The sequence below is a fragment of the Lentzea albidocapillata genome, from assembly GCF_000719115.1.
In the GTDB taxonomy this organism is placed as follows: Bacteria; Actinomycetota; Actinomycetes; order Mycobacteriales; family Pseudonocardiaceae; genus Lentzea; species Lentzea albidocapillata.
On the sequence record NZ_JOEA01000031.1, the window covers coordinates 1 to 24,800 of the forward strand.

Genomic DNA, 24,800 nt, shown 5'->3' on the forward strand with positions numbered 1-24,800 from the left:
CCGCCAGCGTTCGTCCTGAGCCAGGATCAAACTCTCCAATAAGGATTGTGTTGATCGCTCCAGACGGAAAATGTCTGGCATCTATCTTCTCAAAGGAATTACCTCGACGAGAGGTAATTCATATATTACTGGCTGTGTTTCGGCACGCTGTTGAGTTCTCAAAGAACACGCGCACACCGCAGCTAGTCTCCGAAGAGAGTTGCTTCCGGGGCTGTGTCGTACTTAAGCTTGGTTATTGAAACTTCCGACGCCCTTGGCCTCTGAGCTCAGACGAGCTACCGGCTGGGTCTTCATCGTTTCCAGATCACCCACTCTACCACACTCGGTGGAAGCTTGGTTCGTGATCCGTGTCGCGCTCCGTTCCGGTGTTCCCGGCCCGTTCCTCGCTGACATGGAGAAAGTTACACGCACGCCAACGGGGGGTCAAATCGGGGGCAACCCAGCCGCCCGCGATCTAGAAACCGCAGGTCAGCAGCCCCGTACAGGACCCTCCGACCACGCTATCGCAGCCGAAACCCGTACACACTGTGACCGCGATCACATCCAGAAACATCGAAGGCCGCCGGTCCCAGGTGGGACCGGCGGCCTTCTAGGACCAGAACAGGCAGGTCAGAGCTCTACCTGCACGCTCGCGTTGTTGCGCTTGCCGCGGCGGAGCACCAGCCACTTGCCGTGGAGCAGGTCGGACGACGCCGGCTTCCACTCCTCGTCGGTCACCTTCGCGTTGTTCACGTAGGCACCGCCCTCGTTGACCGTCCGCCGCGCGGCACCCCGGCTCTCGGCCAGGCCCGACGCGATCAGCAGGTCGACGATCGTGGGTTCGTCCGCCAGCCGCACCTGGCCCTTGGGCGCCTCTGCCAGCGCCGCCTCCAGCACCGACGCGTCGAGATCACGCAGTTCGCCCCGGCCGAACAGCGCCGACGACGCGAGGATGACCTGCTGCGTCGCGCGCTCTCCGTGCACCAGGTCGGTGAACTCCTGCGCGAGACGCTTCTGGGCGGCGCGCTGGTGCGGCGCCTCCGCGGTCTGCTTCTCCAGCTCGTCGAGCTCCTCACGCGTGAGGAACGTGAACAGGCGCAGGTAGTTCAGCACCGTGACGTCGTCGACGTTCACGAAGTACTGGTACCAGGCGAACGGCGAGGTCATCTCCGGGTCGAGCCACACGCTGCCGCCGCCGGTGGACTTGCCGAACTTGCGCCCCTCGGCATCGGTGACCAGCGGCGCGGTCAGGGCGTGCACGTGCTTGCCCTCGACCCGGCGGATGAGGTCGACGCCGCCGACGATGTTGCCCCACTGGTCCGAGCCGCCGACCTGCAGCGCGGTGCCGTACTTGCGGTACAGCTCCAGGTAGTCGTTCGACTGCAGCAGCAGGTAGCTGAACTCGGTGTACGACATGCCGTCGCCTTCGAGGCGGCGCTTCACCGTCTCCCGCGACAGCATGACGTTGATCGAGAAGTGCTTGCCGACGTCGCGCAGGAACTCGAGCGCGCTGACCTGGCCCGTCCAGTTGAGGTTGTTCTCGACGACCGCGCCCGTGGGCGAGTCGTCGAAGTCGACGAACCGTTCCAGCTGGCCGCGGATGCGCTCCGCCCACTCGGCGACGGTGTCCAGCGAGTTCAGCGTGCGCTCACCGGTGTCACGCGGGTCGCCGATCATGCCGGTGGCGCCGCCGGCCATGACGATCGGCCGGTGGCCCGCCTTCTGGAAGCGCCTGAGCATGAGCAGCGGGACCATGTTGCCGGCGTGCAGCGACTTCGCCGTCGGGTCGAAACCGCAATAGAGCGTGAGCGGGCCGGCGTCCAGGTCCTTCCGCAGTGCGTCGAGGTCGGTGGACGTCGCGATCAGGCCGCGCCAGGACAGTTCGTCAAGGATGTGCTCGCTCACGGCTCTCATTGTCGCCTACCTGGTCCAACGGGTTTCGACCTGGTAGGCGGACGGGTATGCGGAGGCCATGACGGACCCACGTGACTCGGAGTTAGGCCGGCCGACCGAGCGCATGCCGCGCGTGGACGAACCGGTGGCCGAAGAGGTCGTCGAGCGCGACGACGACTACCGCAGGGTGCGGACGGTGCGAACCGTCTGCGCACTCATCGACATCGTGTGCTGGACGTTCGCCATCGTGCTGTTGGTGCACATCTTCCTGGTGATCGCAGGTGCGAACGCCACCAACGGGTTCTTCCAGTTCATCGCCGGCTGGGCGGACGGGATCACGCTTGGCCTTGACGGTCTCTTCACACCGGACAACGCGTCCGCGGCGACGCTCCTCAACGAGGGCCTGGCCGCTGTCCTGTGGCTGATCATCGGTGCGTTGCTCACCAACCTGATCACCCGCATCGCGTTGCCCTCCGGACATCGGCGCGCCTGGTACCGCAGGTCGGTGCGCCCCTAGAACAATGGCGGGGTGGCCGAGTACGAGTTCGACGTCGCCCCTTCGTTCGCAGAGCAGGACCGCGCCAAGGTCGAGCCGATCGTGCGACGGTTGGAGGACCTTGGCGTCAAGGTCTACTACGACGAGGACCAGCTCGTCGCGCGGTGGGGCCTCGACCTGATCGAACTCACCACGGAGACGTTGACGCACAAGGTCCGCTACGTGCTGATGTTCGCTTCACGGCACTACGTCGAGCACAAATGGGCACGGCACGAACGCAAGACCGCACAAGCGCGGGCTCTTGGGCAGCAGAACGAGTACCTGCTGCCCATCAAGCTCGACGACACCGAGGTACCTGGCCTGCTGTCCAGCATCGGTTACCTGGACCTCCGCGTGCACGACACCGAGGTGATCGCGCAGTCCGTGGTGCAGAAGCTCGCCCAGCACCGCGCCGAGTTCACCCCGTCGACCCCGATCACCCCCAAGTCGGTGGCCGCGCTGGTCAGGGAGAAGCCACGCGGCTGGGAGTACCTCCTCTACGCGACCGTTGTGGCGCAAGGACTCGCTGACCTCCAGCAGAAGTACCGCGAGCACTTTCTCCGCTACTCGCCGCGCAACGGCATCGTCGAGCACGGCAACGGCATCGACCTGATCCGCGACCGCAACGTGCTGCTGGGCGAGATCATCAAGGTCGCCGTGGAGTCCGTCTTCACCGCCGAGACCCAGGAAGCCGCGTTCGGCCGGTCGGGCGAGCCGGGCGACGCGGACCGGATCGTGCACCTCGGCGAACTGTTCGTGCGCACGTTCGCCGAGATCCTCGACTGGGCGCGGGGAATCCACGGAACCAGCTACGCGCACGAGCCCGCCCGTGCCGCCGCTCGGGTGCAGGCGCGGTTCGCGGACCGGCAACTGGAGGCGATGCACGCGGTGGCGCGGGATCTGCGCGAGGTGGCGGACACGCTGGTCGAGCGGTTGACCGCCGGGGAGCGGATCGACATGACGGTGCCGCTGGTGTTCGAGGTGGAGCCGGCGTTGGAGGTGGAGTTCAAGGCGGCGCTGGACAGGCTGTCACGCTGACGGGCGGCGCTTGCCGCCTCTCTTGTAGGTCGACACGGCCGGTGAGTCGATCCAGAACCGCCAAGGCACGTCCATGGCCACGGCGACACCCACGCGCGGACCCGCGTGCACCTTCGCCGCCGGTTCACCTGCGTACAACCGCACGGGCGAGTCGGCAGACGTCAGGTCGAGGCCGTTCTGAGAGCGGTCCAGCCCGAGGACCTTGCACAACCGTGCGGGCCCCTTGGCCAGTTCGGCGGCGGAACGCGAGGCAGGGCGGCGAGAGAAGGCGATGTCCTCACCCTCAACTACCTCGCCCGCGCGCAACAACACCGCGCCCGGTACGCCGTCGGTCAAGGACACGATGTTCGCGCAGAAGTGCATGCCGTAGACGAAGTAGACGTACAGGAAGCCGGCCGGGCCGAACATGACCTCGTTGCGCGGGGTCTTGCCGCGGTAGCAGTGGGACGCCGGGTCGTCGCCGCCCCGGTACGCCTCCACCTCGACGATGCGCACGCGCACGCCGCCGGCCTCCAGGTACGAACCGAGGAGGAGCTGGGCGGCATCGATCGGGTCGACGGCCAGCTCCTCCCTGGTCAGGAGCCTAGAACTCACGTGCGGAAGCAGCCTTTGCGGCGAGTGCGTCGAGCTGTTCGCGGACGCGGACGGGTGCCGTGCCGCCGTAGGCGTCGCGCGACGCGATCGAGCCCTCGACGGTCAGCACCGCACGGACCTCGGAGGTCAGAGCGGGCGAGATCGCGAGGAACTCGTCGTCGGTCAGGTCCTCCAGGCCGACGCCGCGGTTCTCGGCCGTGCGGACGCACGCGCCGGCTGCCTCGTGGGCCACGCGGAACGGAACGCCCTGGCGCACAAGCCATTCCGCGATGTCCGTGGCCAGCGTGAAGCCCGCCGGGGCCAGCGACGCCATGCGATCGACGTCGAACCGGAGCGTCGCCACCATGCCCGCGAAGGCCGGGAGCAGCAGTTCGAGCTGCTCGACCCCGTCGAACAGCGGTTCCTTGTCCTCCTGCAGGTCGCGGTTGTACGCCAAGGGCTGGGCCTTCAGCGTCGCGAGGAGTCCAGCGAGGTTGCCGATCAGGCGGCCCGACTTGCCGCGCGCGAGTTCGGCCACGTCCGGGTTCTTCTTCTGCGGCATGATCGAGCTGCCGGTGGACCAGGCGTCGTCGAGGACCGCGAACCGGAACTCGGCGGTGGTCCAGATGATGATCTCCTCCGCGACGCGGGAGAGGTTCACGCTGATCATGGCCAGCACGAAGGCCATCTCGGCGGCGAAGTCGCGGGAGGCGGTGCCGTCGATCGAGTTCTCGACCGGGGCGTAGAAGCCCAGGTCGGCGGCCACCTTCGCCGGGTCCAGTCCCAACGAGGAACCTGCCAGGGCGCCCGAGCCGTACGGCGAGAACCCGGCGCGCTTGTCCCAGTCGTGCAGGCGGTCGACGTCGCGCAGCAACGCGTGGGCGTGCGCCAGCAGGTGGTGCGAGAGCAGCACGGGCTGGGCGGACTGCAGGTGCGTGCGGCCCGGCATGACGGCACCGAAGTGCGTCTCGGACTGCTGAGCCAGCGCGTCCACGACGTCCAGCACGCCGGACGCCACTCGACGAGCCGCGTCGCGCAGCCACATGCGGAACAGCGTGGCGACCTGGTCGTTGCGGGAACGGCCGGCGCGCAGCTTGCCGCCGAGCTCGGTGCCGGCGCGGTCGATCAGGCCTCGCTCCAGTGCCGTGTGGACGTCCTCGTCCTCCAGCACCGGGGTGAACGCGCCGGACTCGACGTCGGCGAGCAGCTCGTCCAGTGCCTTCTGCATGCCGGAGAGCTCCTCGTCCGACAGCAGACCCGCGGCGTGCAGCACACGGGCGTGCGCGCGCGAACCCGCGATGTCGTACGGCGCGAGCCGCCAGTCGAAGTGCGTCGACAGCGACAGCCGCGCCATCGCCTCGGCCGGTCCCGACTCGAACCGGCCACCCCACAAAGAACTCATCACACGCAACTTTCAGCTAGCGAAGTCGTAAAGCGATTCTTCCGAACGGGCGACGAGACCGACCACGCGCCCCTCGTACAGCGCGACGTCGACCTCGCCGGAACCCGACGGCAAGGCCATCCGCGCGACCCGCACCGCGACCGAGCCCAGACTGGACCTGACGACGCCGGCGCGGAAGTTGAGCTCGCGGACGGCCTCGGCGACGGAGACGGTCTCGCCGTCCACCGCCACCGGAACGCCCGCGTCGAACGTCAGAACGGCGTGCACGGGCTCATTCATCGACGGAACCGGAGGCCAGCGCGGTGATCCGGTCGGCGAGCTCCGCTCCGGTCATCGGCTCGCGGGCCACGACCAGGATCGTGTCGTCACCCGCGATCGTGCCGACGACCTCGTGCAACGCCGCGCGGTCCAGCGCGGAGGCCAGGAACTGCGCGGCGCCGGGCGGAGTCCGCAGCACCGCGAGGTTGCCGGAGAAGTCCGTCGACACCAGCAGTTCGCCCAGTACGCGGACCAGGCGCGTCGTTCCGCCCTGGACGCCGCGCACGGGACTGCCGTCCTCCGGGATCACGTAGACCGGCGCACCGCCGTCAGGGCCGCGCAGCTTGACCGCGCCGAGCTCGTCGAGGTCGCGCGACAACGTGGCCTGCGTGACGTCGATGCCTTCCGCCGCAAGCAGTTTCGCGAGCTCGGACTGGCTGCGCACGGCACGCTGCGACACCACCTCGACGATGCGACCCTGGCGGGCGGTGCGAGTCATGACGACTGCTCCAGCAACCACACGAGCAACGCCTTCTGGGCGTGCAGCCGGTTCTCCGCTTCCTGCCACACCAGCGACTGCGGGCCGTCGAGCACCTCGTCGGTGATCTCCCAGCCACGGTGCGCGGGCAGGCAGTGCAGCACAGTCGAGTCCGGCTTGCCCGTCGCTTCCAGCAAAGCGGCGTTCACCTGGTACGGGCGGAACGGGCCGACGCGGTCCTTGCCGTCGTTCTCCTGCCCCATCGACGTCCAAGTGTCCGTGACCAGCACGTCCGAGCCGTCGACCGACCCACGCGGGTCGTTGATCAACGCCACCGAACCGCCGGTCTCGGCGGCGCGCTTCTTGGCGTCCTCAAGGAACTGCGGGTTCGGCACGAACGAAGCCGGCGCACCGATGCGAACGTGCATACCTGCCGTGGCACCGCCGAGCAGCAGCGAGTGCGCCATGTTGTTGGCACCGTCGCCCAGGTACGTCAGCGTCAGACCGGCCAGCTTGCCGTAACGGCGGCGGATCGTCTGCAGGTCCGCGAGCACCTGACACGGGTGGAACTCGTCGGTCAGCGCGTTCACCACGGGAATGCGCGACACGGAGGCCATCGCCTCCATACGGGCCTGGGCGAACGTCCGCCACACCACGGCGTCCACGTACCCGGACAGGATCCGCGAGGTGTCCTCGATCGTCTCCTCGCGGCCCAGCTGCATCGACCGGCCGTCGATGATCACCGGGTTGCCGCCGAGCTGCGCGATGCCGACCTCGAACGACAACCGGGTGCGCGTGGAGTTCTTCTCGAAGATCACGGCGACGGACTTGGGGCCCGCCAACGGCTTCGCGGTGAACCGGTCCGCCTTGTACGCGTCCGCGAGGTCGAGAACGGCCGCCTGCTCCTCGGTGGACAGGTCGTCGTCGCGCAGGAAGTGCCTCGGGCTCACGGCGTCTCCTCGAAGAAGGTGGGGAGCGCGGCGACGAAGGCCTGCGCGTCGGACTCCTCCAGCACGAGCGGCGGGGCGAGCCGCAGCACGTCGGGCTGGATCGGGTTGATCAGGTAACCGGCCTTCTGCGCGGCCGCTGCAGCCTTCGCCGAGACCGCCTCGCGCAGCGTGATGCCGAGCAGCAGGCCGGCTCCCCGGACGCCGGAGATCGCGGGGTGGTGCAACGCCTCCACACCCGCGGCGATCTCCTTGCCCACGGACGAGACGTGCTCCAGCAGGCCTTCCGAGGCGATCGTGTCGAGCACCGCGAGCCCGGCGGCGCAGCACACCGGGTTGCCGCCGTACGTCGTGCCGTGGTGACCCGGCTTGAACAGCTCCGCCGCCGCGCCGAAGCCGATCGTGGCGCCCAGCGGCAGGCCGCCGCCGATGCCCTTGGCGAGCGTCATGACGTCCGGCACGATCCCGGCCTGCTGGAACGCGAACCACGTGCCGAGGCGGCCGATACCGGTCTGCACCTCGTCGAGGATGAACAGCGCGCCGTGCTCGGCGGTGATCCGGCGGGCCTCCTGCAGGTAGCCGGCGGGCGGCACCATGACGCCCTGCTCGCCCTGGATCGGCTCGACGATGAACGCCGCCGTGTCGTCGTCGATCGCGGCCTCAAGTGCCGCCACGTCACCGAACGGGATGTGCGAGACGCCGGGCACGAGCGGTGCGAACGGCGCGCGCTTCGGTTCCTGGCCGGTGAGCGTCAGCGCGCCCATGGTGCGGCCGTGGAACCCGCCGATCGTGGACACGACCTTGGTGCGGCCGGTGAGGCGCGCCATCTTGAGCGCGGCCTCGTTGGCCTCGGCGCCGGAGTTGCAGAAGAAGACCTTGCCGGGCTCGCCTGCGATGTCCAGCAGGCGTTCGGCGAGCTTGAGCGCGGGCTCGTTGACGTACAGGTTGCCGGTGTGGCCGAGCTTCGCGATCTGCGTGGACACCGCCTCGACGATCGCCGGGTGCGCGTGGCCCAGGGCGTTGACGGCGAGGCCGGTCAGCAGGTCGACGTAACGGTTTCCGTCCGCGTCCCACACATGCGCGCCCTCACCTCGCTCCAAAACCAGCGAAGGTGTGCCGTAGTTGTCCATCATGGACTGTTGCCACCGCGTGGTCACTTGTCCCCCAAGACCATGGTTCCGACACCTTCAGTGGTGAAAACTTCGAGCAAAACGCTGTGGGCCAGCCTGCCGTCGATCACGTGCGCCTGCGGGACACCGCCGCGCACCGCGCGCAGGCAGGCCTCCATCTTCGGCACCATGCCACTTTCCAGGTCCGGCAGGATCTTCTCCAGCTCGGAGGCCCGGATCTGGTTCAGCAGCGACGAGCGGTCGGGCCAGTTCGCGTACAGGCCTTCGACATCGGTCAGCACGACCAGTTTCTCGGCGCCCAGGGCGACCGCGAGAGCGCCTGCTGCCGTGTCCGCGTTCACGTTGTGCGGCACGCCGTGGATGTCCGGCGCGACCGACGACACGACCGGGATGCGGCCCGCACGCACGATGTCGAGCACCGCGTCCGGGTTCACCTCGGTGATGTCGCCGACGAGACCGATGTCGACCTCCTCGCCGTCCACGATCGCACCACGGCGCGTGGCCGTGAACAGATGCGCGTCCTCGCCGGAGATGCCGACTGCGTAAGGGCCGTGCTGGTTGATCAGGCCGACGAGCTCGCGCCCGACCTGCCCGACCAGGACCATCCGCACGACGTCCATGGCCTCCGGCGTCGTGACGCGCAGGCCGCCGCGGAACTCGCTGTGGATGCCGAGCCTGTCCAGCATGGACTTGATCTGCGGGCCGCCGCCGTGCACGACGACCGGGCGCAGGCCGCACAGCCGCAGGAACACCATGTCCTCGGCGAACGCCTTCTTCAGCTCGTCGTCGACCATGGCGTTGCCGCCGTACTTGACGACCACGAGCGCGCCGCGGAAACGCTCCAGCCACGGCAGCGCTTCGACGAGGACTGCCGCCTTCTCTTGTGCGTTCATGAGGAGTAAGCGCTGTTCTCTTCGACGTAGTCGTGGGACAGGTCAGTGGTGAGTACCGTGGCTTCGGCGTCGCCGACGTTGAGGTCGATGACGATCTCGATGTCGCGGCCCGACAGGTCGGCCTCGCTGCGGTCGCGGTCGCGGGTTCCGTTGCGGTACAACGACACGCCGTTGATCAGGATCTGCAGCACGTCCGGGTCGATCTCGGCGTCCGCGCGGCCCAGCGCCATCGCGATGCGGCCCCAGTTCGGGTCGCTGCCGAAGAGCGCCGTCTTCACCAGGTTGTCCTCGGCGACGGTCCGTCCGATGTGGACGGCCTCGGCCTCGGTGGCGGCCTGCCGGACGGTGATGCTGATTTCCTTCGTCACGCCTTCGGCGTCGCCCTGAAGCTGCTTGACCAGGTCGGCGGAGACCTCGGTCAGCAACGCGGTGAAGTCGTCGAACGAGGGCTCGACACCCGAAGCGCCCGAAGCCAGCACCAGCACGGTGTCGTTGGTGGACGTGCCGCCGTCGACGTCGAGCCGGTCGAACGTCCTTGAAGTGGCCAGGCGCAGCGCCTTATCCAGCGAGTCACCGGAGATCTTGGCGTCGGTGGTGATGATCGACAGCATCGTGGCCATGTTCGGGGCGAGCATGCCCGCGCCCTTCACGAACCCGCCGACCGACCAGCCCTGCTCGGACGCCTTCCACGACTGCTTCGGACGGCTGTCCGTGGTCATGACGCCGGTGGCGGCGTTGAGCCCGGCCTCCACCGAGGAGGCCAGTTCCTTCGCGGCGTTCTCGACGCCGGTCAGGATCTTGTCCATCGGGAGGCGCTCACCGATCAGGCCGGTCGAGCAGACCGCGACGTCGACGGCGCCGGTGCCGAGCACCTCGGCGACCTTCTCCGCGGTGGCGTGGGTGTCCTGGAAGCCCTCGGGACCGGTGCACGCGTTGGCGCCGCCGGAGTTGAGCACGACCGCGGTCAGGCGCCGGGACTGGATGACCTGCTGCGACCACAGCACCGGCGCGGCCTTCACCTTGTTCGTGGTGAACACACCCGCGGCGGCGTCGGACGGCCCGTCGTTCACGACGAGCGTCAGGTCGAGAGCACCGGATTCCTTGATTCCGGCGGCGATCCCGGCGGCCCGGAAGCCCTGGGGTCCGGTGACGCCCTTGTTGCGGTTCACGGAGCGACTCCAACGGTCGAGAGGCCGGTCGTTTCCGGCAGTCCGAGAGCGAGGTTCATGCACTGGACAGCGGCACCGGCGGTGCCCTTGGCCAGGTTGTCGACGACGGCCACGACCACGAGCCGGCCGAGGTCGACGTCGACGGTGACTTGCAACTGGACGGCGTTCGAACCGAGAACGGCGTTCGTCGTCGGCCAGAGACCTTCGGGCAGGAGGTGCACGAACGGCTCGTCCGCGTACGCCTTCTCGTAGGCCTCGCGAACGTTTGCGCCAGCTTTGAGCTGCGCGGAACAGGTGGCGAGGATGCCCCGGGACATCGGCGCGAGCACCGGCGTGAAGCTGACCTTGATCGGCCTGCCCGCCGCCGCGCTCAGGTTCTGGGTGATCTCGGGCGTGTGGCGATGAGCGCCACCGACGCCGTACGCGCTGGCCGAGCCCATGACCTCGGAGCCGAGCAGGTTCGTCTTCAGCGACTTGCCGGCGCCGGACGTGCCCGACACGGCGACGATGACGACCTCGTCCTCGATGAGGTCGACGGCCGGGGCCAGGGCCAGTGAGGACACCGTCGGGTAGCAGCCGGGAACGGCGACGCGGCGTGCGCCGACGAGCGCGTCCCGCCCGTTGGGAAGTTCGGGCAGCCCGTACGGCCAGGTGCCGGCGTGCTCACCGCCGTACCACCGCGTCCAGTCGTCGGCGCTGGTCAGCCGGTGGTCGGCGCCGCAGTCGATCACGAGCGTGTCGTCGCCGAGTTGCTCGGCCAGCGAGGCTGAGTGACCGTGGGGAAGTGCGAGGAACACCACGTCGTGGCCCTTGAGGGTCTCGACTGTGGTGTCTTGTAGTTCTCGGTCGGCTAGCGGCAGGAGGTGCGGCTGGTGCTTGAGCAACTTGTCACCGGCGCTGCTGTTGGCCGTCAGCGCGCCGATCTCGATGTCCGGATGGCCCAGTAGCAGGCGGAGCAGCTCGCCACCCGCATACCCGCTGGCGCCCGCGACCGCGATCCTCACTGTCATACGCATGATTATGCACTGACATGCAAACTCACTCAACAGGGAGCGTGGCCACCTGGCCACCCGATCGGGGCCACCTGGCGCTGTGGGGCGCTGAGCGCGGTCGACCATGATGATCCGCGTGAACGTGAAGGTCCGCGACGGGCTGTGGACGGCTGCCGCCTTCCTGCTGGCCATGGTGACGCTGTTCGCGCCGCTCGGCAGACCCGTCCACTGGTGGCTGGTGCTGGCGTCCGCGCTGTGGGCGGCGGCGCTGGTGCCGATCAGCGCGCGCTGGCCGCGGTGGGCGATCGTGCTCACCGCTCCCCTCAACGGGGTCAACAACCTGCTCGCGATCGCCCCGACGTCGCTGGTGGTCTTCCGTGCGGCCCGGTCGGTCCGTTCGCAGGGGCAACTGTGGACGCTGATAGGCGTCACGGCGGTGCTGCAGGCGGCGTTCGGCGGCCTGCACTCGTGGCGGGCCGGCGACAGCTTCTCCGAATACCTGCTCGGCACGCTGTTCTCGGGCGTGTTCCTGCTGATCTTCCCCGCCGTGTCCGGGGCGCTGATCGGACGGCGCAAGCCGTTGACGCAGGTGCTGATGGAGCGCAACGACTACCTGGAACACGCGCGCGTGTTGACGGCAAGCACCGCTCGTTCGGCCACGCGCGCGCACATTGCCAGCGAGATGCACGACATGCTCAGCCACCGGCTCCGGCAGCTGACCGCGCACGCGGGCGCGCTGGAGCAGTCCGCCGCCGAACACGCCCCCGAACTGCGCGAGCAGGTCGAGCTGATCCGCAAGACATCGGCGGTCGCGATGGAGGAGCTGCGCGAGATCCTCGGCGTGCTGGGCACCTCCTCCGAACACGACGAGGACGCGGGCACGCGCGTGGACGTCCAACGACTCGTGGCGGCGTCTTCCGCGGCGGGCCTCTCCGTCTACCTCGACTGGTCAGGCGCTGATCTGGCCGATGCCGACGCACGCCTGCGCAGGGCTGTGCATCGGGTCGTGCGTGAGGGGCTCACGAACGTGCACAAGCACGCCCCGTCAGCCCGGACTCGGGTGGCTGTGACCGTTGCCGACAGGGTGCGCGTCGAGGTCGTCAACGGTCCCAGCGCGGCACCGAGGGGCGCCGGCACCCGGCGCGGGCTCATCGGCCTGGAGGAACGCGTCGAGCTGATCGGCGGGGTGTTCCTCGCCGGGGTACCGGCGGGCGGCGGGTTCCGGGTGTCGGCCGACCTGCCGTCACACCCCGTCGCGCAGGAGGAGACCGGTGCGGTGGGGGCGGTGGCCGAGGCGCCGCCGCCGATCACCGCCGAGGTCCTGACGATGCCGCGCGTGGTCGGCAGCGGCTGTCTGGCCACGCTCTCGCTGGTGCCGTCGCTCGGCACGGCGTTCGTGCTGCTCCTGGTCGCGGTCTTCAGCCGCAGCGAGATCAGCCCGGAGGAGTTCGAGAAGTTCCAGGCGTCGGTCACGCACGAGCAGGAAGTCACCGAGACGTTCGGGTTCGGCGTCCCCTCGGACCACGCGGGGTGCTACCGCTACCACGTCGCGGGCTCGGACGACCGCGACTTCGAGGTCTGCTTCGACCGGAACAGCGGGCTCATGACCACGAAGAGGGAGCTCGCCCGATGAGGTACGTCTGGACGCTGCTCGCGTTCCTGGTCGGCCTGGTGCCGCTGATCGCCCCGCTGGCACCGGTCCCCCATCCCGCGCTGACCGTCGCGACCGCGCTGTGGATCGCCGCGCTGGTGTGGATCGCGCCGGACAGGCCCGAGTGGGCGCTGCTGCTCACCGCGCCGCTCTTCGCGGTGAACAACCTGTGGGCACAGGCCATCACGACGATCGTGGTCTTCACCGCGTGCCGCCGCCTGCCGCGCCTGGGCCGGTTGTGGGCGCTGCTCGGGATCATGACGCTGCTGCAGTCCGCGTTCAGCCAGTTCCAGGAGAGCTACCGGAGCATGCCGCTCTGGGAGGCCGTGGCCGGCGCGATCATCGGTTCGGTGTTCTTCGTGCTGTTCCCCGCGGTCTCGGGCATGCTGCTGGGCCGCCGCAGGCCGATGGTCCGGCTGCTGCAGGAACGCAACGAGTACCTCGAACGCGCCCGTGCCCTGACCGCCGCGTCCGCCCGTGCCGACGAACGCGCGCACATCGCCGGCGAGATGCACGACATGCTCGGCCACCGGCTCAGCCTGATCTCCATCCACGCCGGGGCACTCGAGCTCACGACCGCCCGCAAGGCTCCCCAGCTGCACGAGCAGGCCGAACTGATCCGCACCACGTCGTCGCTCGCGATGGCGGAACTGCGCGAGATCCTCGGCGTGCTGCGGACGAACCCCGAGCCCGAGTCGCTCGACGAGGACACCGGCACCCGTTCCGACATCGCCGCGCTGGTCGAGGGTTCCGGGCTCGCCGCGACGCTCGACTGGTCCGGCGACGACCTGCACGGCGCCGACCAGCGCACCCGCCGCGCGGTGCACCGGGTGGTCCGCGAGGCGCTGACCAACGTCGCCAAGCACGCGCCGTCCGCCCGCACGCGGGTGCAGGTCGCGGTCCAGGCGGGCCGTGCCCGCATCCAGGTGGTGAACGGCCCGTCGCCGGCGACGCCCGGCAGGGGCACCCGGCGCGGCCTGATCGGCCTGGAGGAACGCGTCGGGCTGCTCGGCGGGTCGTTCAGCGCCGGCCCGCCGGTCGAGGGCGGTTTCCGGGTGGCGGCGGACGTGCCGCTGAACCCACCGGCCCAGGCGGACCTGACCGCCACCGAGGCCGTGGAGGTGCCTCCCCCGCCCGCCGCCGAGGTGCTGACCGTCCCGCGCGTGCTGGGCGGTGGCTGCCTCGGGTTGCTGACGCTGCTGCCGATCGCGGGCGCGCTGATCGTGTTGCTGCTCTTCGCGTTGTTCAACCCGACGCAGATGAACGCGCCGTACTTCGACTCGTTGCGGGTGGGCGTCACGGCTGAAGGGGACGTGTACGAGGAGTTCGGCCTCGGGCAACTCGGCGTGGACGGGTGCTCGCGGTTCCGGACGTCGCACAACCCCGACCTCTCCTACAAGCTGTGCTTCCGCGACGGCAGGTTGTCCTCGAAGGAGCAGGAGCGCACGTAGGGCCTGTCTCGAAGTCTGGTTCGATGAGAGTCGCGCTTGAGGTGGTTCCTGGTGGTGCGGCCGGACGGCCCGCATACCGGTGTTGTATGTGGGTTGTCCGGCCGTGCCACCAGGGGCCGCCTCGGGCCCGGCTATCGCGGACCAGACTTCGAGACAGGCCCTAAGCTGCTGGGCGTGATCCGAGTTCTCATCGCCGACGACGAAACGCTCATGCGGGCCGGCATCCGGCTGATCCTCGAGAACGACCCCGAGATCACCGTGGTCGCCGAGGCGAGCGACGGCAGGCAGGCCGTCGAGCTGACCCTGAAGCACACGATCGACGTCGCGCTGCTCGACATCCGCATGCCGGGTGGTGACGGGCTCAAGGCCGCCGAGCAGATCGCGACGAGGACCAGCGTCGTCATGCTCACGACGTTCGGCGAGGACTCCTACGTGGCCCAGGCGCTGAAGGTCGGCGCGACCGGGTTCCTGCTCAAGGACACTCCGCCGCAGGAGCTGATCAACGCCGTCCGCAAGGCCGCGCGGGGCGAGCCGATCCTGGCCCCGCAGATCACCAAGCGCCTGATCGAGAAGCACCTGACCGCACCGAACGACGGTTCGGAGGCGCGCCGCAAGATCGACACGCTCACCGAGACCGAACGGGGCGTGCTCAAGCTCGTGGGCGAAGGGCTGTCCAACACCGAGATCGGCGAGCAGCTCTTCATGGCGACCGGCACGGTGAAGGCGCACATCAGCCGGATCCTGCCCAAGCTGGCGTGCTCCAACCGCGTGCAGGCCGCCATCGTGGCCCACGACGCCGGCCTCACCCGATCGTGATCACTGGGTCGTGAAGCGGTCCAGTGCGCGGATCTTGTTCGTGGCGTCCAGGGCCGCGACCTTGTAGGCCTCGGACAGCGTCGGGTAGTTGAAGACCGTGTCGACCAGGTAGTCGACCGTGCCGCCGCAGCCCATCACGGCCTGGCCGATGTGCACGAGGTCCGTGGCGCCGGTGCCGAACACGTGCACACCGAGGATCTTCCGGTCCACAGTGGACACCAGCAGCTTCAGCATGCCGTACGCGTCGCCGACGATCTGGCCGCGGGCGAGCTCGCGGTACCGGGAGATGCCGACCTCGTAGGGCACCGCGGACGACGTCAGCTCGGCTTCGGTGGCGCCGCAGTAGGAGATCTCGGGGATCGTGTAGATGCCGATCGGCTGCAGCGCGGTCAGTTCGTGCACCGCCTCGCCGAACGCGTGGTAGGCGGCCAGCCGGCCCTGGTCCATCGACGTCGCGGCCAACGCCGGGAAGCCGATCACGTCGCCGACGGCGTAGATGTGCTCGACCGGCGTGCGGTAGTGCTCGTCGACGGACAGGCGGCCGCGGTTGTCGGCCTCGATCCCGGCGGCGGCGAGGTTCAGCTTCTCGGTGGTGCCCTGCCGGCCCGCCGAGTACATGACGGCGGCGGCCGGGATGCGCTTGCCGGAGGCCAGCGTCGTGATGGTGCCGCCCTTGGACACCTCGACGTTCACCACCTTCTCGCCGAAGCGGAACGTGACCGCCTGGTCGCGCAGGTGGAACTTCAGCGACTCGACGATCTCGGGGTCGCAGAAGTCCAGCATCTTCTCGCGCTGCTCCACGACCGTCACGCGGGTGCCCAGGGCGGCGAACATCGAGGCGTACTCGATGCCGATCACGCCCGCGCCGACGACCACTAGCGACGCCGGGATCTCCTGCAGTGCGAAGACCTCGTCGGAGTCGAGGATCCGCTCCTCGTCGAAGTCCACCACGGAGGGACGGGCCGGCGTCGTGCCGGTCGCGATGACGATGTACTCGCCGGTGATCGTGGTGTGGTCGCCGCGGTGGCTCCCGTCGACGACGACGGTGTGCTCGTCGGCGAACCGGCCCCAGCCGTTGAGGAGGTCGATGCCGTTGCGGTGCAGTTGCGCGCGCACGACCTGGACCTCGCGGCCGATCACGTGCTGCGTACGGGCCATCAGGTCGGTGATCGTGATGTCCTGCTTGACGCGGTAGCTGGCGCCGTACAGCTCGCGCTGGCTCATGCCCGTCAGGAACATGACGGCTTCGCGCAGGGTCTTCGACGGGATGGTGCCCGTGTTCGCGCAGACACCGCCGACCATCTCCTGCTTGTCGATGATCGCCACGCGCTTGCCCAGTTTCGCACCCGCGATCGCCGCCTTCTGGCCGCCAGGGCCAGAGCCGATGACGATCAGGTCGTAGTCGTACGGCGTCATGGTCGACACCCTACTTCGACGGCTGCGATTCCACTCCGGAACTGCTGAACGGCAGCAGATCCAGCAGGCGGCCGGTGGCCCGGTAGTCCGCGACCCGCTCGGCGAACGGCCGCTGCACGATCCTGTGCACGGCGTCCCTGCCCAGCCGCTCGTAGGCGGGCACCGTGTCGTTGCTCAGGAAGTCCCAGCGCGCCACCCGGTCCGCGTAGTTGAACGCGGGCAGCGGGCCGCCGAACAACGGCCGGTACTGCGCCGGCGTCTTCCCGCCGGGCACGGGCATCGGCCCGGCGACCGTGATCGCGTACGTGACCATCTCGCCGGGCGGCAGCAACCGGGCCCGCATCCGGTCGAACTGGCCGGCGATCACCAGGTTCTGCTCGCGTGACGAGAACTCCATGACCGCCTGCGCCGGGTCCGCCCACGCCGCCGTGGTGTCCGCGTCGATGATGCCCGCGTCGCGCAGTTCCTCCACGGCCTTGATGCCGCCGTGCAGGTAGGCGGCGTGCATCGCGCCTAAGTCCATGAAGATGTGCTTCTGCATGGACATCAGCATCGACGAGAACCAGCGCAGTTCCGGGACCGTGCCGAGGTCGAGCATTCCGGCGGCGAAAGCGGGCGCGCCGATGTTCGCGAAACCCATCCACCGCAACGTGTCCGGGTGCGTCAGGTAGAGCTTCGCGTAGAAGTCGTAGACGGCGAAGATCACCGCGCGGTTGGAGTCCGCGGAGCGCTGCGGGTCCCACTCGGCCAGGTTGACGCCCGCGTCCTCGGCGGCACGCACGATCCAGTACTGCCACAGCAACGCCCTGAACCTCGCCGGCGCGATGCCCTTGGCCCGGTATCCGGCCAGCGCCTGCTCGATCGCGGCACGGTCGGACGGCAGGTCGGGGTGCACTCCACCCCGCTGTTCGCCGTTTCCGTTCACCAGCGGCAGATCCAGGTAATCCACCGTGTCCGCTTTGGTAGCACCCATGCTGCCGAGCACGAGCGCCGCCACGACCATGAGCACGCGCATGAACGCGAACTGTATCCGGATCAAGCACCCTTTCCGTTCACATGAGCACCCGGTCAAGTGATGTTTTGCGCGTTCGTTAGGACTTCCGGTACCGATGGGGCCATAAATCCCAACAGGGCTACTCCTTATGCCTATAACGTTTGGGTGTGACTCTTGAGGTTTCCTTGATCGAGGCGGTTCGAGCGGGACTCGAGGAGCGCGCGGATCCGGTGAAAGCACTGGAGATGCAGGCGTACATGAAGTCCGGCATGCCATTCCTGGGCGTGCAGAAACCGGGACGGGTGGCACTGCTGAAGTCGCTGCCCCAGTTGCACGACCGGGACAAGTGGCTACACGCCATCCAGACGTTGTGGCGCGAGGCGACCTATCGCGAGGAGCGCTACATCGCGTTGTCACTGAGCGGTGATCGCCGATTCCAGTCCGTCGATCTGCTGCCGTGGTTCGACGAGATGATCGTGACCGGCGCGTGGTGGGACTACGTCGACGAGATCGCGTCGAAACGCGTCGGGCCGTTACTGCGCTCGACGCCTGACGTCGTGCGGCCGTTGATGCTGAAGTGGTCCGTCGACGCGGACAGGTGGCGCCGCCGGACGTCGGTGATCTGCCAGCTGGGGTTCAAGGGCGCGACCGACGTGGAACTGCTGACGGCGTGCGTCGACGCCAACGTGGACGATCCCGACTTCTTCCTGCGCAAGGGGATCGGCTGGGCGCTGCGGGAGTTCGCGAAGACCGAGCCCGGCTGGGTGCGCTCGTTCGTCGAGGCCCGGCCGGGGCTGTCGCCGTTGTCACGGCGCGAGGCGTTGAAACATCTCTAGGGCCTGTTAGCCGTGTTTCGCGCGACCCGAGTAGGTGAGCGGGAAGACGAGCTCGGCGCACGCCGCCGGGACGTCGGCAGCGACCTCGACCTTCATGACGACCTCGACCGCACCTCCCGCGGGGATCTCCACGACGTCGGTGAGCGGCACGACCGTCAGCACGCCGGACGGGCAGCCCTCGACGCGCTGCTGGGTGCCGTCGAGCGGCTGACCGGGCACCGCCGACAGGCTCTCGACGATGATGACGACCGGGTTGGGGTTGGACAGCCGCACCTTGCGCTGGCCCACGGCACCCGGCTTGAGCTCCACGGGAGCGCCGGAGATGTCGTTGATCTCGAACGGCTTGAGCTGCTGCATGCCCGACTCGCCGCTGCTCACGGAATACGCCATCGCCGGCAGTTGCTGCTTGGGCCACGTGAGGTGCATGGCCGCCACGACCGCGGCGCCGACCATGAGGATCGTCAAGGACACGGCGATCTCAAGGCGCGGACCCAGACTACGCATGGCGCAACTCTCCAGAGTTGTTGCTCCCAGGCGGTGGGTTCGCCTCTAGCTCCCCACCGGACCGGCGACCATACTCGCCCGGTGGTTCATCGCTTCGCCCCTCGGCCCTGGCGGGCCGCGCCGCCAATCTTGGAGAAGCTTCACGTACTGCGCAAGCGTCTGACGGGCGCCGATTTCCCCTTGTAATGAGGGACTTTTGGCACCTTGACAGCTACGCAGGGCTACCACCTGCTGATTTGACCCCAAATCCCGACTTCCGGGACTCAGCCGATCGAGCGAACTTGCCCATCGGTTTTTCCGTACCACGACCCCGGTTTGTGCACGCGGGGAGCTTTCGTGCGCTGTGAACGCACGGAAGCTCCCCGCGTGCCGTCAGCCAGCAGGGTCAGGTGCGGAGTGCGGCGCCCAGGCGTTCCGCGGCGGCGGCGACGGCGGCGTCACGGGCCGAAGTCGCCTCCTCCACCGTCAGCGTGCGGTCCGGCGCGCGGAAGCGCAGCGAGTACGCGAGCGACTTCTTGCCCTCGCCCGCCTGCTCACCCGTATAGACGTCGAACAGGCGGATGTCCTCCAGCAAGTCGCCCGCGGACGCGCCCAGAACCTCGGACACCGACTGCACCGGCACGGAGGCGTCGACGACCAGCGCGACGTCCAGCAGCACCGGCGGGTACGCCGACACCATCGGGGCCGGGCGGTGGTCGTCCAGCGGCAGCGCGTCGAGGTCGAGCTCGAACGCCACGGTCCGCTTGGGCAGGCCGAGCGCCTCGATCACCTTCGGGTGCAGCTCACCGGCGTGGCCGACGGGCCAGTCGCCGACCCGCAGCTCGGCACAACGGCCGGGGTGCCACGGCAGCAGGTCCGACGCCACGACGCGCAGCTGCACGCCGTAGGCCTGAGCGGCGCGGCGGGCGGCCTCGACGGCGTCCGACCAGTCGGCTGTGCGGCCCTTGCCCCACCAGCCGGCCAGTTCGCGGTGGCCCGTGAGCACACCGGCGACGTGCAGCGGCTGGTGCGGCAGCGCGGCCAGCAGCGAGGCCACCTCGGCCTCGGTCGGCCGGCGGTCCACGCCCAGCGACGGCACGGGCACCTGCTGGGCGCGCGGCAGCGTCACCTGGGCGATGTTGTAGAGCGAGACGTCCTTCGCACCACGGGCGAGGTTGCGTTGGAGGGTCTCCAAGAGGCCCGGCAGCAGCGTCGTCGCCAGGACGTTCTTGTCCGCCTCCAGCGGGTTCAGCACGCCGACCGTGTTGCGCCGGATGTCGTCCGCCGGCAGGCCGAAGGCGTCGAACACCGACGGGTCGATGAACGGGAACGGCTTGACCTCGACGAACCCGTCCTCGGCCAGCGTGCGCCACACCGTGCGGCGACGGCGCTGCTGCTCGGTCAGGCCTCGACCGGCCGGAGCGGGCGGCAGCACCGACGGAATCGTGTCGTAGCCCTCCAGGCGCAGCACCTCCTCCACCAGGTCGGCGGGCTGCACGAGGTCGGAACGCCACGTCGGCGGCACGGCCGTGACGATCGTCTGGCCCTCCTCCGAGGTGGTCACCGACACCTGGCAGCCGATCTGGCCGAGACGGCGGGCCGTGACGCCCCGCGCGTAGCGGACCCCGGCGATGCGGTCCGGCAGGTCGATCGGCATCGACACCGGCTCGGGCAGCGCGGGCACGCCCACGTCCGTGCGGCCGGGCCTGATCTGGCCCTCGGCGTAGTGGTTGAGCAGCTTCGCGGCCCGCTCCAGCGCGACGGGCGCGAGAGCCGGGTCGACGGTGCGCTCGAAGCGCTTCGCGGCCTCGGACGGCAGCTTGTGCCGGCGGACCGTGCGCGCGATGGACGCCGGGTCCCAGTTCGCGGCTTCCAGCAGGATGTCCGAGGAGTTGTCACCGACCTCGGTCGACGCACCGCCCATGACACCGGCCAGCGAGATCACGCCGGAGTCGTCGGCGATCACGATGTCGTCGGAGTCGAGTGCGCGGACCTGGTCGTCCAGCGTCGTGAGCTTCTCCCCCGCCAGCGCACGGCGGACCGTGAGCGCGCCGGACAGGGACGCCGCGTCGAACGCGTGCAGCGGCTGGCCCAGTTCGAGCATCACGTAGTTCGTGATGTCGACCGGCAGCGAGATCGAGCGCATGCCCGCGAGCATCAGGCGGCGGCGCATCCACCACGGCGTCGGCGCCGTCGGGTCGACACCGGTGACGCGGCGCGCGGCGAACCGTGAGCAGCCGGGACGGTCCTCGATGTGGACCGGCCACGCCTCGCCCTCGGGCTCGGGGATCTCGACCACGCCGGGGTCGCCGAACGGCACGTCGAGCGCGCAGGCGATCTCGCGGGCGAGGCCGCGGACCGAGAACGCGTAGCCGCGGTCCGGGGTCGGCGCGAGCTCGATGACACTGTCGTTCAGGCCGAGCAGCTCCAGCGCGTCGTCGCCGGGCTGCGCGGTGCCGGTGGGCAGCACGAGGATGCCGGAGTGGTCGTCGCCGATACCGAGCTCGTCGGAGGCGCAGATCATGCCCTGCGACACGCGGCCGTACGTCTTGCGCTCGGAGATCGCGAAACCACCCGGCAGCACGGCGCCGGGCAGCGCGACGACGACCGAGTCGCCCTCGACGAAGTTCGTGGCACCGCAGATGATCTGGTTGACCTGTTCCGGGCCGACCTCGACCTTGCAGTAGCGGATCGGCTTCTTGAACTCGGTGAGCTCCTCGATCTCGACGACGCGACCGGCGACGATCGGGCCGGTCACGGGACCGAGCGGGCTCACCTCCTCGACCTCGATGCCGATGCGGGTGAACGCCTCGGCGAGTTCGTCGGGCGTGGGGACTTCGTCGAAACCGAGGTGTTCGACCAGCCAGCTGACCGGGACGCGCATCCGGATCAGGCCTCCGTTCCGAAAGGCTGGGTGAAGCGGACGTCGCCCTCGACCATGTCGCGCATGTCGGGAAGACCGTTGCGGAACTGCAGGGTGCGTTCCAGGCCCATGCCGAACGCGAAGCCGGAGTACACGTCCGGGTCGACGCCGGTGGCGCGCAGCACGTTGGGGTTGACCATGCCGCAGCCGCCCCACTCGACCCAGCCTGCGCCGCCCTTCTTCTCCGGGAACCACACGTCGACCTCGGCCGACGGCTCGGTGAACGGGAAGAAGCTCGGGCGCAGGCGGGTCTTCGAGTCCTCGCCGAACATCGCGCGGGCGAACGCGTCGAGCGTGCCCTTGAGGTGGCCCATCGTCAGGCCCTTGTCGACCGCGAGGCCCTCGACCTGGTGGAACACCGGGGTGTGCGTCGCGTCGAGCTCGTCGGTGCGGAACGTGCGGCCGGGGCACACGACGTACACCGGCAGCTCGCGGTCCAGCAGCGTGCGGGCCTGCACGGGCGAGGTGTGCGTGCGCAGGACCAGCTGCGAGTCACCCGGCGCGACGTAGAACGTGTCCTGCATCGAGCGGGCCGGGTGGTCCTTGCCGAAGTTCAGCGCGTCGAAGTTGAACCACTCGGTCTCGAGCTCGGGGCCTTCGGCGATCTCGTAGCCCATGGCCACGAAGACGTCACCGATGCGCTCTGCGAGCGTGGTGATCGGGTGGCGCGCGCCGCGCGGGAAGCGGTCCCAGGGCAGCGTGACGTCGACGGACTCCTCGCGCAGCACCCGCTCGTCGCGCTCGACCTGGAGCACGGCGAAGCGCTCGTCGAACGCGGTCCTGATCGCGGACTGCGCCTCGTTCACCCGCTTGCCGGCCTCGGCCTTGGCCTTGGGGGGCAGGGCACCGATCTCGCGGCGGGCCAGCAGCACGGGCGACCGGTCACCGAGGTGGCCGGGCTTGACCGCGGCCAGCGCCTCGAGGTCGGCTGCTCCGTCGAACGCCTCGCGCGCCTTCCGCACGGCCGCGTCGAGGTGCTCGGCTGACAGCGCCGCGACCTGCTTCGGGTCGTACGGGTCGTTGGCTCCGGACATGGTTTGTGGACAGCTCCCAGTTTTGACGCACACGGGGGACTACTCGGTAATCAACAGGCCGATCCTAGTCGGTGCGCTGTTGACCGCTCCGGAGCGTTCCGTTAAAGAGCGGCACCGGCCCCTCGATCGTCCCTAGGATGGGCGGCATCATGTCGCACACCTTCCGCGTCGACCTGCGCGGCATCATCGACCTGCTCAGCCATCACCTGTACAGCAGTCCGCGCGTCTACGTGCGGGAACTGCTGCAGAACGCCGTCGACGCGATCACGGCGAGGCGTGAGCTCGACCCGTCCTGCCCCGCCGGCATCACGATCACCTGCGGTCCGGCGCTGACGATCACCGACACCGGCGTGGGGCTCACCGAGGACGAGGTCCACGAGCTGTTGTCCACGCTCGGCCGCACGTCGAAGCGGGACGACCTGGGGTTCGCCCGCGAGGGGTTCCTCGGGCAGTTCGGCGTCGGCATGCTGTCGTGCTTCCTCGTCGCCTCGTCCGTGACGGTGATCACGCGGTCTGCTCGGGGCGGCCGGGCCGTGCGGTGGGAGGCGGACTCCTCTGGCAACTACACGGTGTCCGAAATGGACACTGCGGACGGTGTGCCGGTCGGGACGAGCGTGATGCTGACTGCTTCGCGTGGCAACGAACACTGGCTCGAAGCCGACGTCGTGCGGCCTCTGGTGAGCGACTACGGCGATCTACTGCCGGCCGTCGTGACGCTGGACGGCGCCCAGGTCACCCGCGGCGAACGTCCGTGGGACGACGAGGACGCCGACCTTTCCGGCTACTGCGAGCAGGTCTTCGGATTCAAGCCCTTCGAGGCGATCCCGATCGAGGTCGAGGCGGCGGGACTGACCGGTGTCGCGTTCGTGCTGCCGTCCGGTGTGCACCCCGGCACGCGCCAGACGCACCGGGTGTACCTGAAGCGGATGCTGGTCGGCGACAACGTCGAGGGCCTGCTGCCGGACTGGGCGTACTTCGTGCGGTGCGTGGTCGACGCGTCCGCGATCCGGCCCACGGCGTCACGCGAGTCGCTCTACCAGGACGAGATGCTGCTGGCGGTGCGCGAGGAACTGGGCGAGCAGATCCGCGACTGGCTGATCCGGCTGGACGCGATCGAACCGCGCCGGGCCGGTGAGCTGCTGGCCGCGCACCACCTGGGCATCAAGTCGCTGGCGCGCTCGGACGACGAGATGCTGCGGCTGGTCGAGCGGTGGCTGCCGTTCGAGACGACCGAGGGCGCGATCCCGTTGCGGCAGTTCAAGCGCAAGCACGGCGCGATCCTCTACATCCCGGACGTCGACGAGTTCCACCAGCTCGCGCCGGTCGCGGCCGCGCAGGGGCTGGGCCTCGTGAACGCCGGCTACGCCTACGACATGGAGCTGCTGAATCGGCTGAGCGCCCTGGACGGTCCTGCCGTCGCGCGCCGGGTCGCGCCGTCGGAACTGCTGGCGGCGCTGGCCGATCCGGAACCGGACATCGAGACGGCGCTGCGGCTGCGGCTCTCCGAGGGCGCGGCGGCGCTGGACCGGCACGACTGCGACGCGGTGATCCGCGACTTCGACCCGGTCTCGTTGCCCGCCCTGCTGATCACCAACGCGGAGCAGCAGCGCAAGCTCGACACCGAGCAGACGGCGGAGGAGGTGACGGACCCGTTGTGGGCGGAGCTGCTCGGGCAGCTGACCGCGGGCTCCGGAACGTCTCGTCCCGAGCAGCTGGTCCTCAACTGCCGCAACCCGCTGGTGCAGCGACTGGCACGGCTGAAGGACCCGGCTCTGGTGGAGCTGACGCTCGAATCTCTTTACGTGCACGCCGTTCTGCAGGCTCGGCGAGCGATGCGACCGAAGGACACGGCGGCGCTGAACCGTTCGTTCCTGGAACTGCTGGACCGCGCCGTTGGGGGTAAGTGAAC

The 24,800-nt window shown here is 69.1% G+C and carries 22 protein-coding genes; 7 read left to right on the plus strand and 15 right to left on the minus strand.

Annotation, left to right across the window (positions count from 1 at the left end):
- Positions 1-609: 609 nt before the first annotated feature.
- Positions 610-1,884, minus strand: coding sequence for a tyrosine--tRNA ligase (tyrS, locus tag IG04_RS0138545; protein WP_030481698.1), 1,275 nt, complete (start codon positions 1,882-1,884; stop codon positions 610-612).
- Positions 1,885-1,951: 67 nt separating this feature from the next.
- On the opposite strand from tyrS, the gene IG04_RS0138550 reads away from it, so the two are divergent.
- Together IG04_RS0138550 and IG04_RS44615 are read left to right on the plus strand one after the other, a co-directional pair.
- Positions 1,952-2,389, plus strand: a complete 438-nt coding sequence (locus IG04_RS0138550) for a hypothetical protein (protein ID WP_144065432.1) — start codon at positions 1,952-1,954, stop codon at positions 2,387-2,389.
- A 12-nt stretch (positions 2,390-2,401) separates the two neighbouring features.
- Positions 2,402-3,445 (plus strand): toll/interleukin-1 receptor domain-containing protein, encoded by a 1,044-nt coding sequence (locus IG04_RS44615; RefSeq protein ID WP_051771690.1) that lies wholly within the window; start codon positions 2,402-2,404, stop codon positions 3,443-3,445.
- On the opposite strand, the gene IG04_RS0138560 is transcribed toward IG04_RS44615, so the two are convergent.
- From IG04_RS0138560 to argC, 9 genes are read right to left on the minus strand one after another with little or no spacing between them, the layout of a single operon-like run.
- Entirely contained in the window at positions 3,437-4,039 is a 603-nt protein-coding gene (locus IG04_RS0138560) for a DNA-3-methyladenine glycosylase (RefSeq protein ID WP_030481701.1), read from the minus strand. The two genes, IG04_RS44615 and IG04_RS0138560, sit on opposite strands and share 9 nt — an antisense overlap.
- Complete coding sequence (gene argH, locus IG04_RS0138565) at positions 4,029-5,420, minus strand: argininosuccinate lyase (protein ID WP_030481702.1); 1,392 nt, start codon at positions 5,418-5,420, stop codon at positions 4,029-4,031. Before argH ends, IG04_RS0138560 begins: the two co-directional genes overlap by 11 nt.
- A 12-nt stretch (positions 5,421-5,432) precedes the next feature.
- Positions 5,433-5,699 carry a hypothetical protein gene (locus tag IG04_RS49045; protein ID WP_084401610.1) on the minus strand — a complete coding sequence of 89 codons (267 nt, stop codon included), beginning with the start codon at positions 5,697-5,699 and terminating at the stop codon, positions 5,433-5,435.
- Positions 5,692-6,177: an arginine repressor gene (locus IG04_RS0138575; RefSeq protein ID WP_030481704.1), complete on the minus strand. Its 486-nt coding sequence runs from the start codon at positions 6,175-6,177 to the stop codon at positions 5,692-5,694. Before IG04_RS0138575 ends, IG04_RS49045 begins: the two co-directional genes overlap by 8 nt.
- Positions 6,174-7,106: an ornithine carbamoyltransferase gene (gene argF, locus IG04_RS0138580; protein ID WP_030481705.1), complete on the minus strand. Its 933-nt coding sequence runs from the start codon at positions 7,104-7,106 to the stop codon at positions 6,174-6,176. The genes IG04_RS0138575 and argF overlap by 4 nt, the downstream gene beginning before the upstream one ends.
- A complete protein-coding gene (locus tag IG04_RS0138585) occupies positions 7,103-8,236 on the minus strand; it encodes an acetylornithine transaminase (protein ID WP_051771714.1) in 1,134 nt (377 codons plus the stop codon). Before IG04_RS0138585 ends, argF begins: the two co-directional genes overlap by 4 nt.
- Before the next feature lie 20 nt (positions 8,237-8,256).
- On the minus strand, positions 8,257-9,126 hold the full coding sequence (gene argB / locus IG04_RS0138590; RefSeq protein ID WP_030481707.1) for an acetylglutamate kinase: 870 nt from the start codon (positions 9,124-9,126) through the stop codon (positions 8,257-8,259).
- Positions 9,123-10,295 (minus strand): bifunctional glutamate N-acetyltransferase/amino-acid acetyltransferase ArgJ, encoded by a 1,173-nt coding sequence (argJ, locus tag IG04_RS0138595; protein WP_030481708.1) that lies wholly within the window; start codon positions 10,293-10,295, stop codon positions 9,123-9,125. Before argJ ends, argB begins: the two co-directional genes overlap by 4 nt.
- Entirely contained in the window at positions 10,292-11,305 is a 1,014-nt protein-coding gene (gene argC, locus IG04_RS0138600) for an N-acetyl-gamma-glutamyl-phosphate reductase (protein WP_030481709.1), read from the minus strand. The genes argJ and argC overlap by 4 nt, the downstream gene beginning before the upstream one ends.
- Before the next feature lie 118 nt (positions 11,306-11,423).
- Between argC and IG04_RS44620 the strand changes: the two genes are divergently transcribed.
- The 3 genes from IG04_RS44620 (at position 11,424) to IG04_RS0138615 (ending at position 15,205) form a co-directional block, all read left to right on the plus strand.
- The gene (locus tag IG04_RS44620; RefSeq protein WP_159460480.1) at positions 11,424-12,920 is read left to right on the plus strand and encodes a sensor histidine kinase; all 1,497 of its coding nucleotides are present in this window, start codon (positions 11,424-11,426) and stop codon (positions 12,918-12,920) included.
- Positions 12,917-14,389 carry a sensor histidine kinase gene (locus tag IG04_RS44625; protein WP_051771695.1) on the plus strand — a complete coding sequence of 491 codons (1,473 nt, stop codon included), beginning with the start codon at positions 12,917-12,919 and terminating at the stop codon, positions 14,387-14,389. The genes IG04_RS44620 and IG04_RS44625 overlap by 4 nt, the downstream gene beginning before the upstream one ends.
- Before the next feature lie 174 nt (positions 14,390-14,563).
- Complete coding sequence (locus IG04_RS0138615; protein ID WP_030481712.1) at positions 14,564-15,205, plus strand: response regulator; 642 nt, start codon at positions 14,564-14,566, stop codon at positions 15,203-15,205.
- On the opposite strand, the gene sthA is transcribed toward IG04_RS0138615, so the two are convergent.
- Both sthA and IG04_RS0138625 read right to left on the minus strand, forming a co-directional pair.
- Positions 15,206-16,621: a Si-specific NAD(P)(+) transhydrogenase gene (sthA, locus tag IG04_RS0138620; RefSeq protein WP_030481713.1), complete on the minus strand. Its 1,416-nt coding sequence runs from the start codon at positions 16,619-16,621 to the stop codon at positions 15,206-15,208.
- Positions 16,622-16,631: 10 nt separating this feature from the next.
- Positions 16,632-17,636: a hypothetical protein gene (locus tag IG04_RS0138625; protein WP_144065433.1), complete on the minus strand. Its 1,005-nt coding sequence runs from the start codon at positions 17,634-17,636 to the stop codon at positions 16,632-16,634.
- Between the two features lie 146 nt (positions 17,637-17,782).
- Here IG04_RS0138625 and IG04_RS0138630 point away from each other — a divergent pair, with 146 nt between their 5' ends.
- Entirely contained in the window at positions 17,783-18,451 is a 669-nt protein-coding gene (locus tag IG04_RS0138630; RefSeq protein WP_030481715.1) for a DNA alkylation repair protein, read from the plus strand.
- 6 nt (positions 18,452-18,457) lie between these two features.
- Here IG04_RS0138630 and IG04_RS0138635 read toward each other — a convergent pair whose 3' ends face one another.
- The 3 genes from IG04_RS0138635 to pheS all read right to left on the minus strand — a co-directional run bounded on the left by IG04_RS0138635 (position 18,458) and on the right by pheS (position 22,891).
- Positions 18,458-18,955 (minus strand): hypothetical protein, encoded by a 498-nt coding sequence (locus tag IG04_RS0138635; RefSeq protein ID WP_030481716.1) that lies wholly within the window; start codon positions 18,953-18,955, stop codon positions 18,458-18,460.
- 385 nt (positions 18,956-19,340) lie between these two features.
- Positions 19,341-21,818: a phenylalanine--tRNA ligase subunit beta gene (gene pheT, locus IG04_RS0138640; RefSeq protein ID WP_030481717.1), complete on the minus strand. Its 2,478-nt coding sequence runs from the start codon at positions 21,816-21,818 to the stop codon at positions 19,341-19,343.
- Between the two features lie 5 nt (positions 21,819-21,823).
- Complete coding sequence (gene pheS / locus IG04_RS0138645) at positions 21,824-22,891, minus strand: phenylalanine--tRNA ligase subunit alpha (RefSeq protein WP_030481718.1); 1,068 nt, start codon at positions 22,889-22,891, stop codon at positions 21,824-21,826.
- A gap of 137 nt (positions 22,892-23,028) precedes the next feature.
- Here pheS and IG04_RS0138650 point away from each other — a divergent pair, with 137 nt between their 5' ends.
- Positions 23,029-24,798: an HSP90 family protein gene (locus tag IG04_RS0138650; protein ID WP_245816339.1), complete on the plus strand. Its 1,770-nt coding sequence runs from the start codon at positions 23,029-23,031 to the stop codon at positions 24,796-24,798.
- The last annotated feature ends 2 nt before the right edge of the window (positions 24,799-24,800 follow it).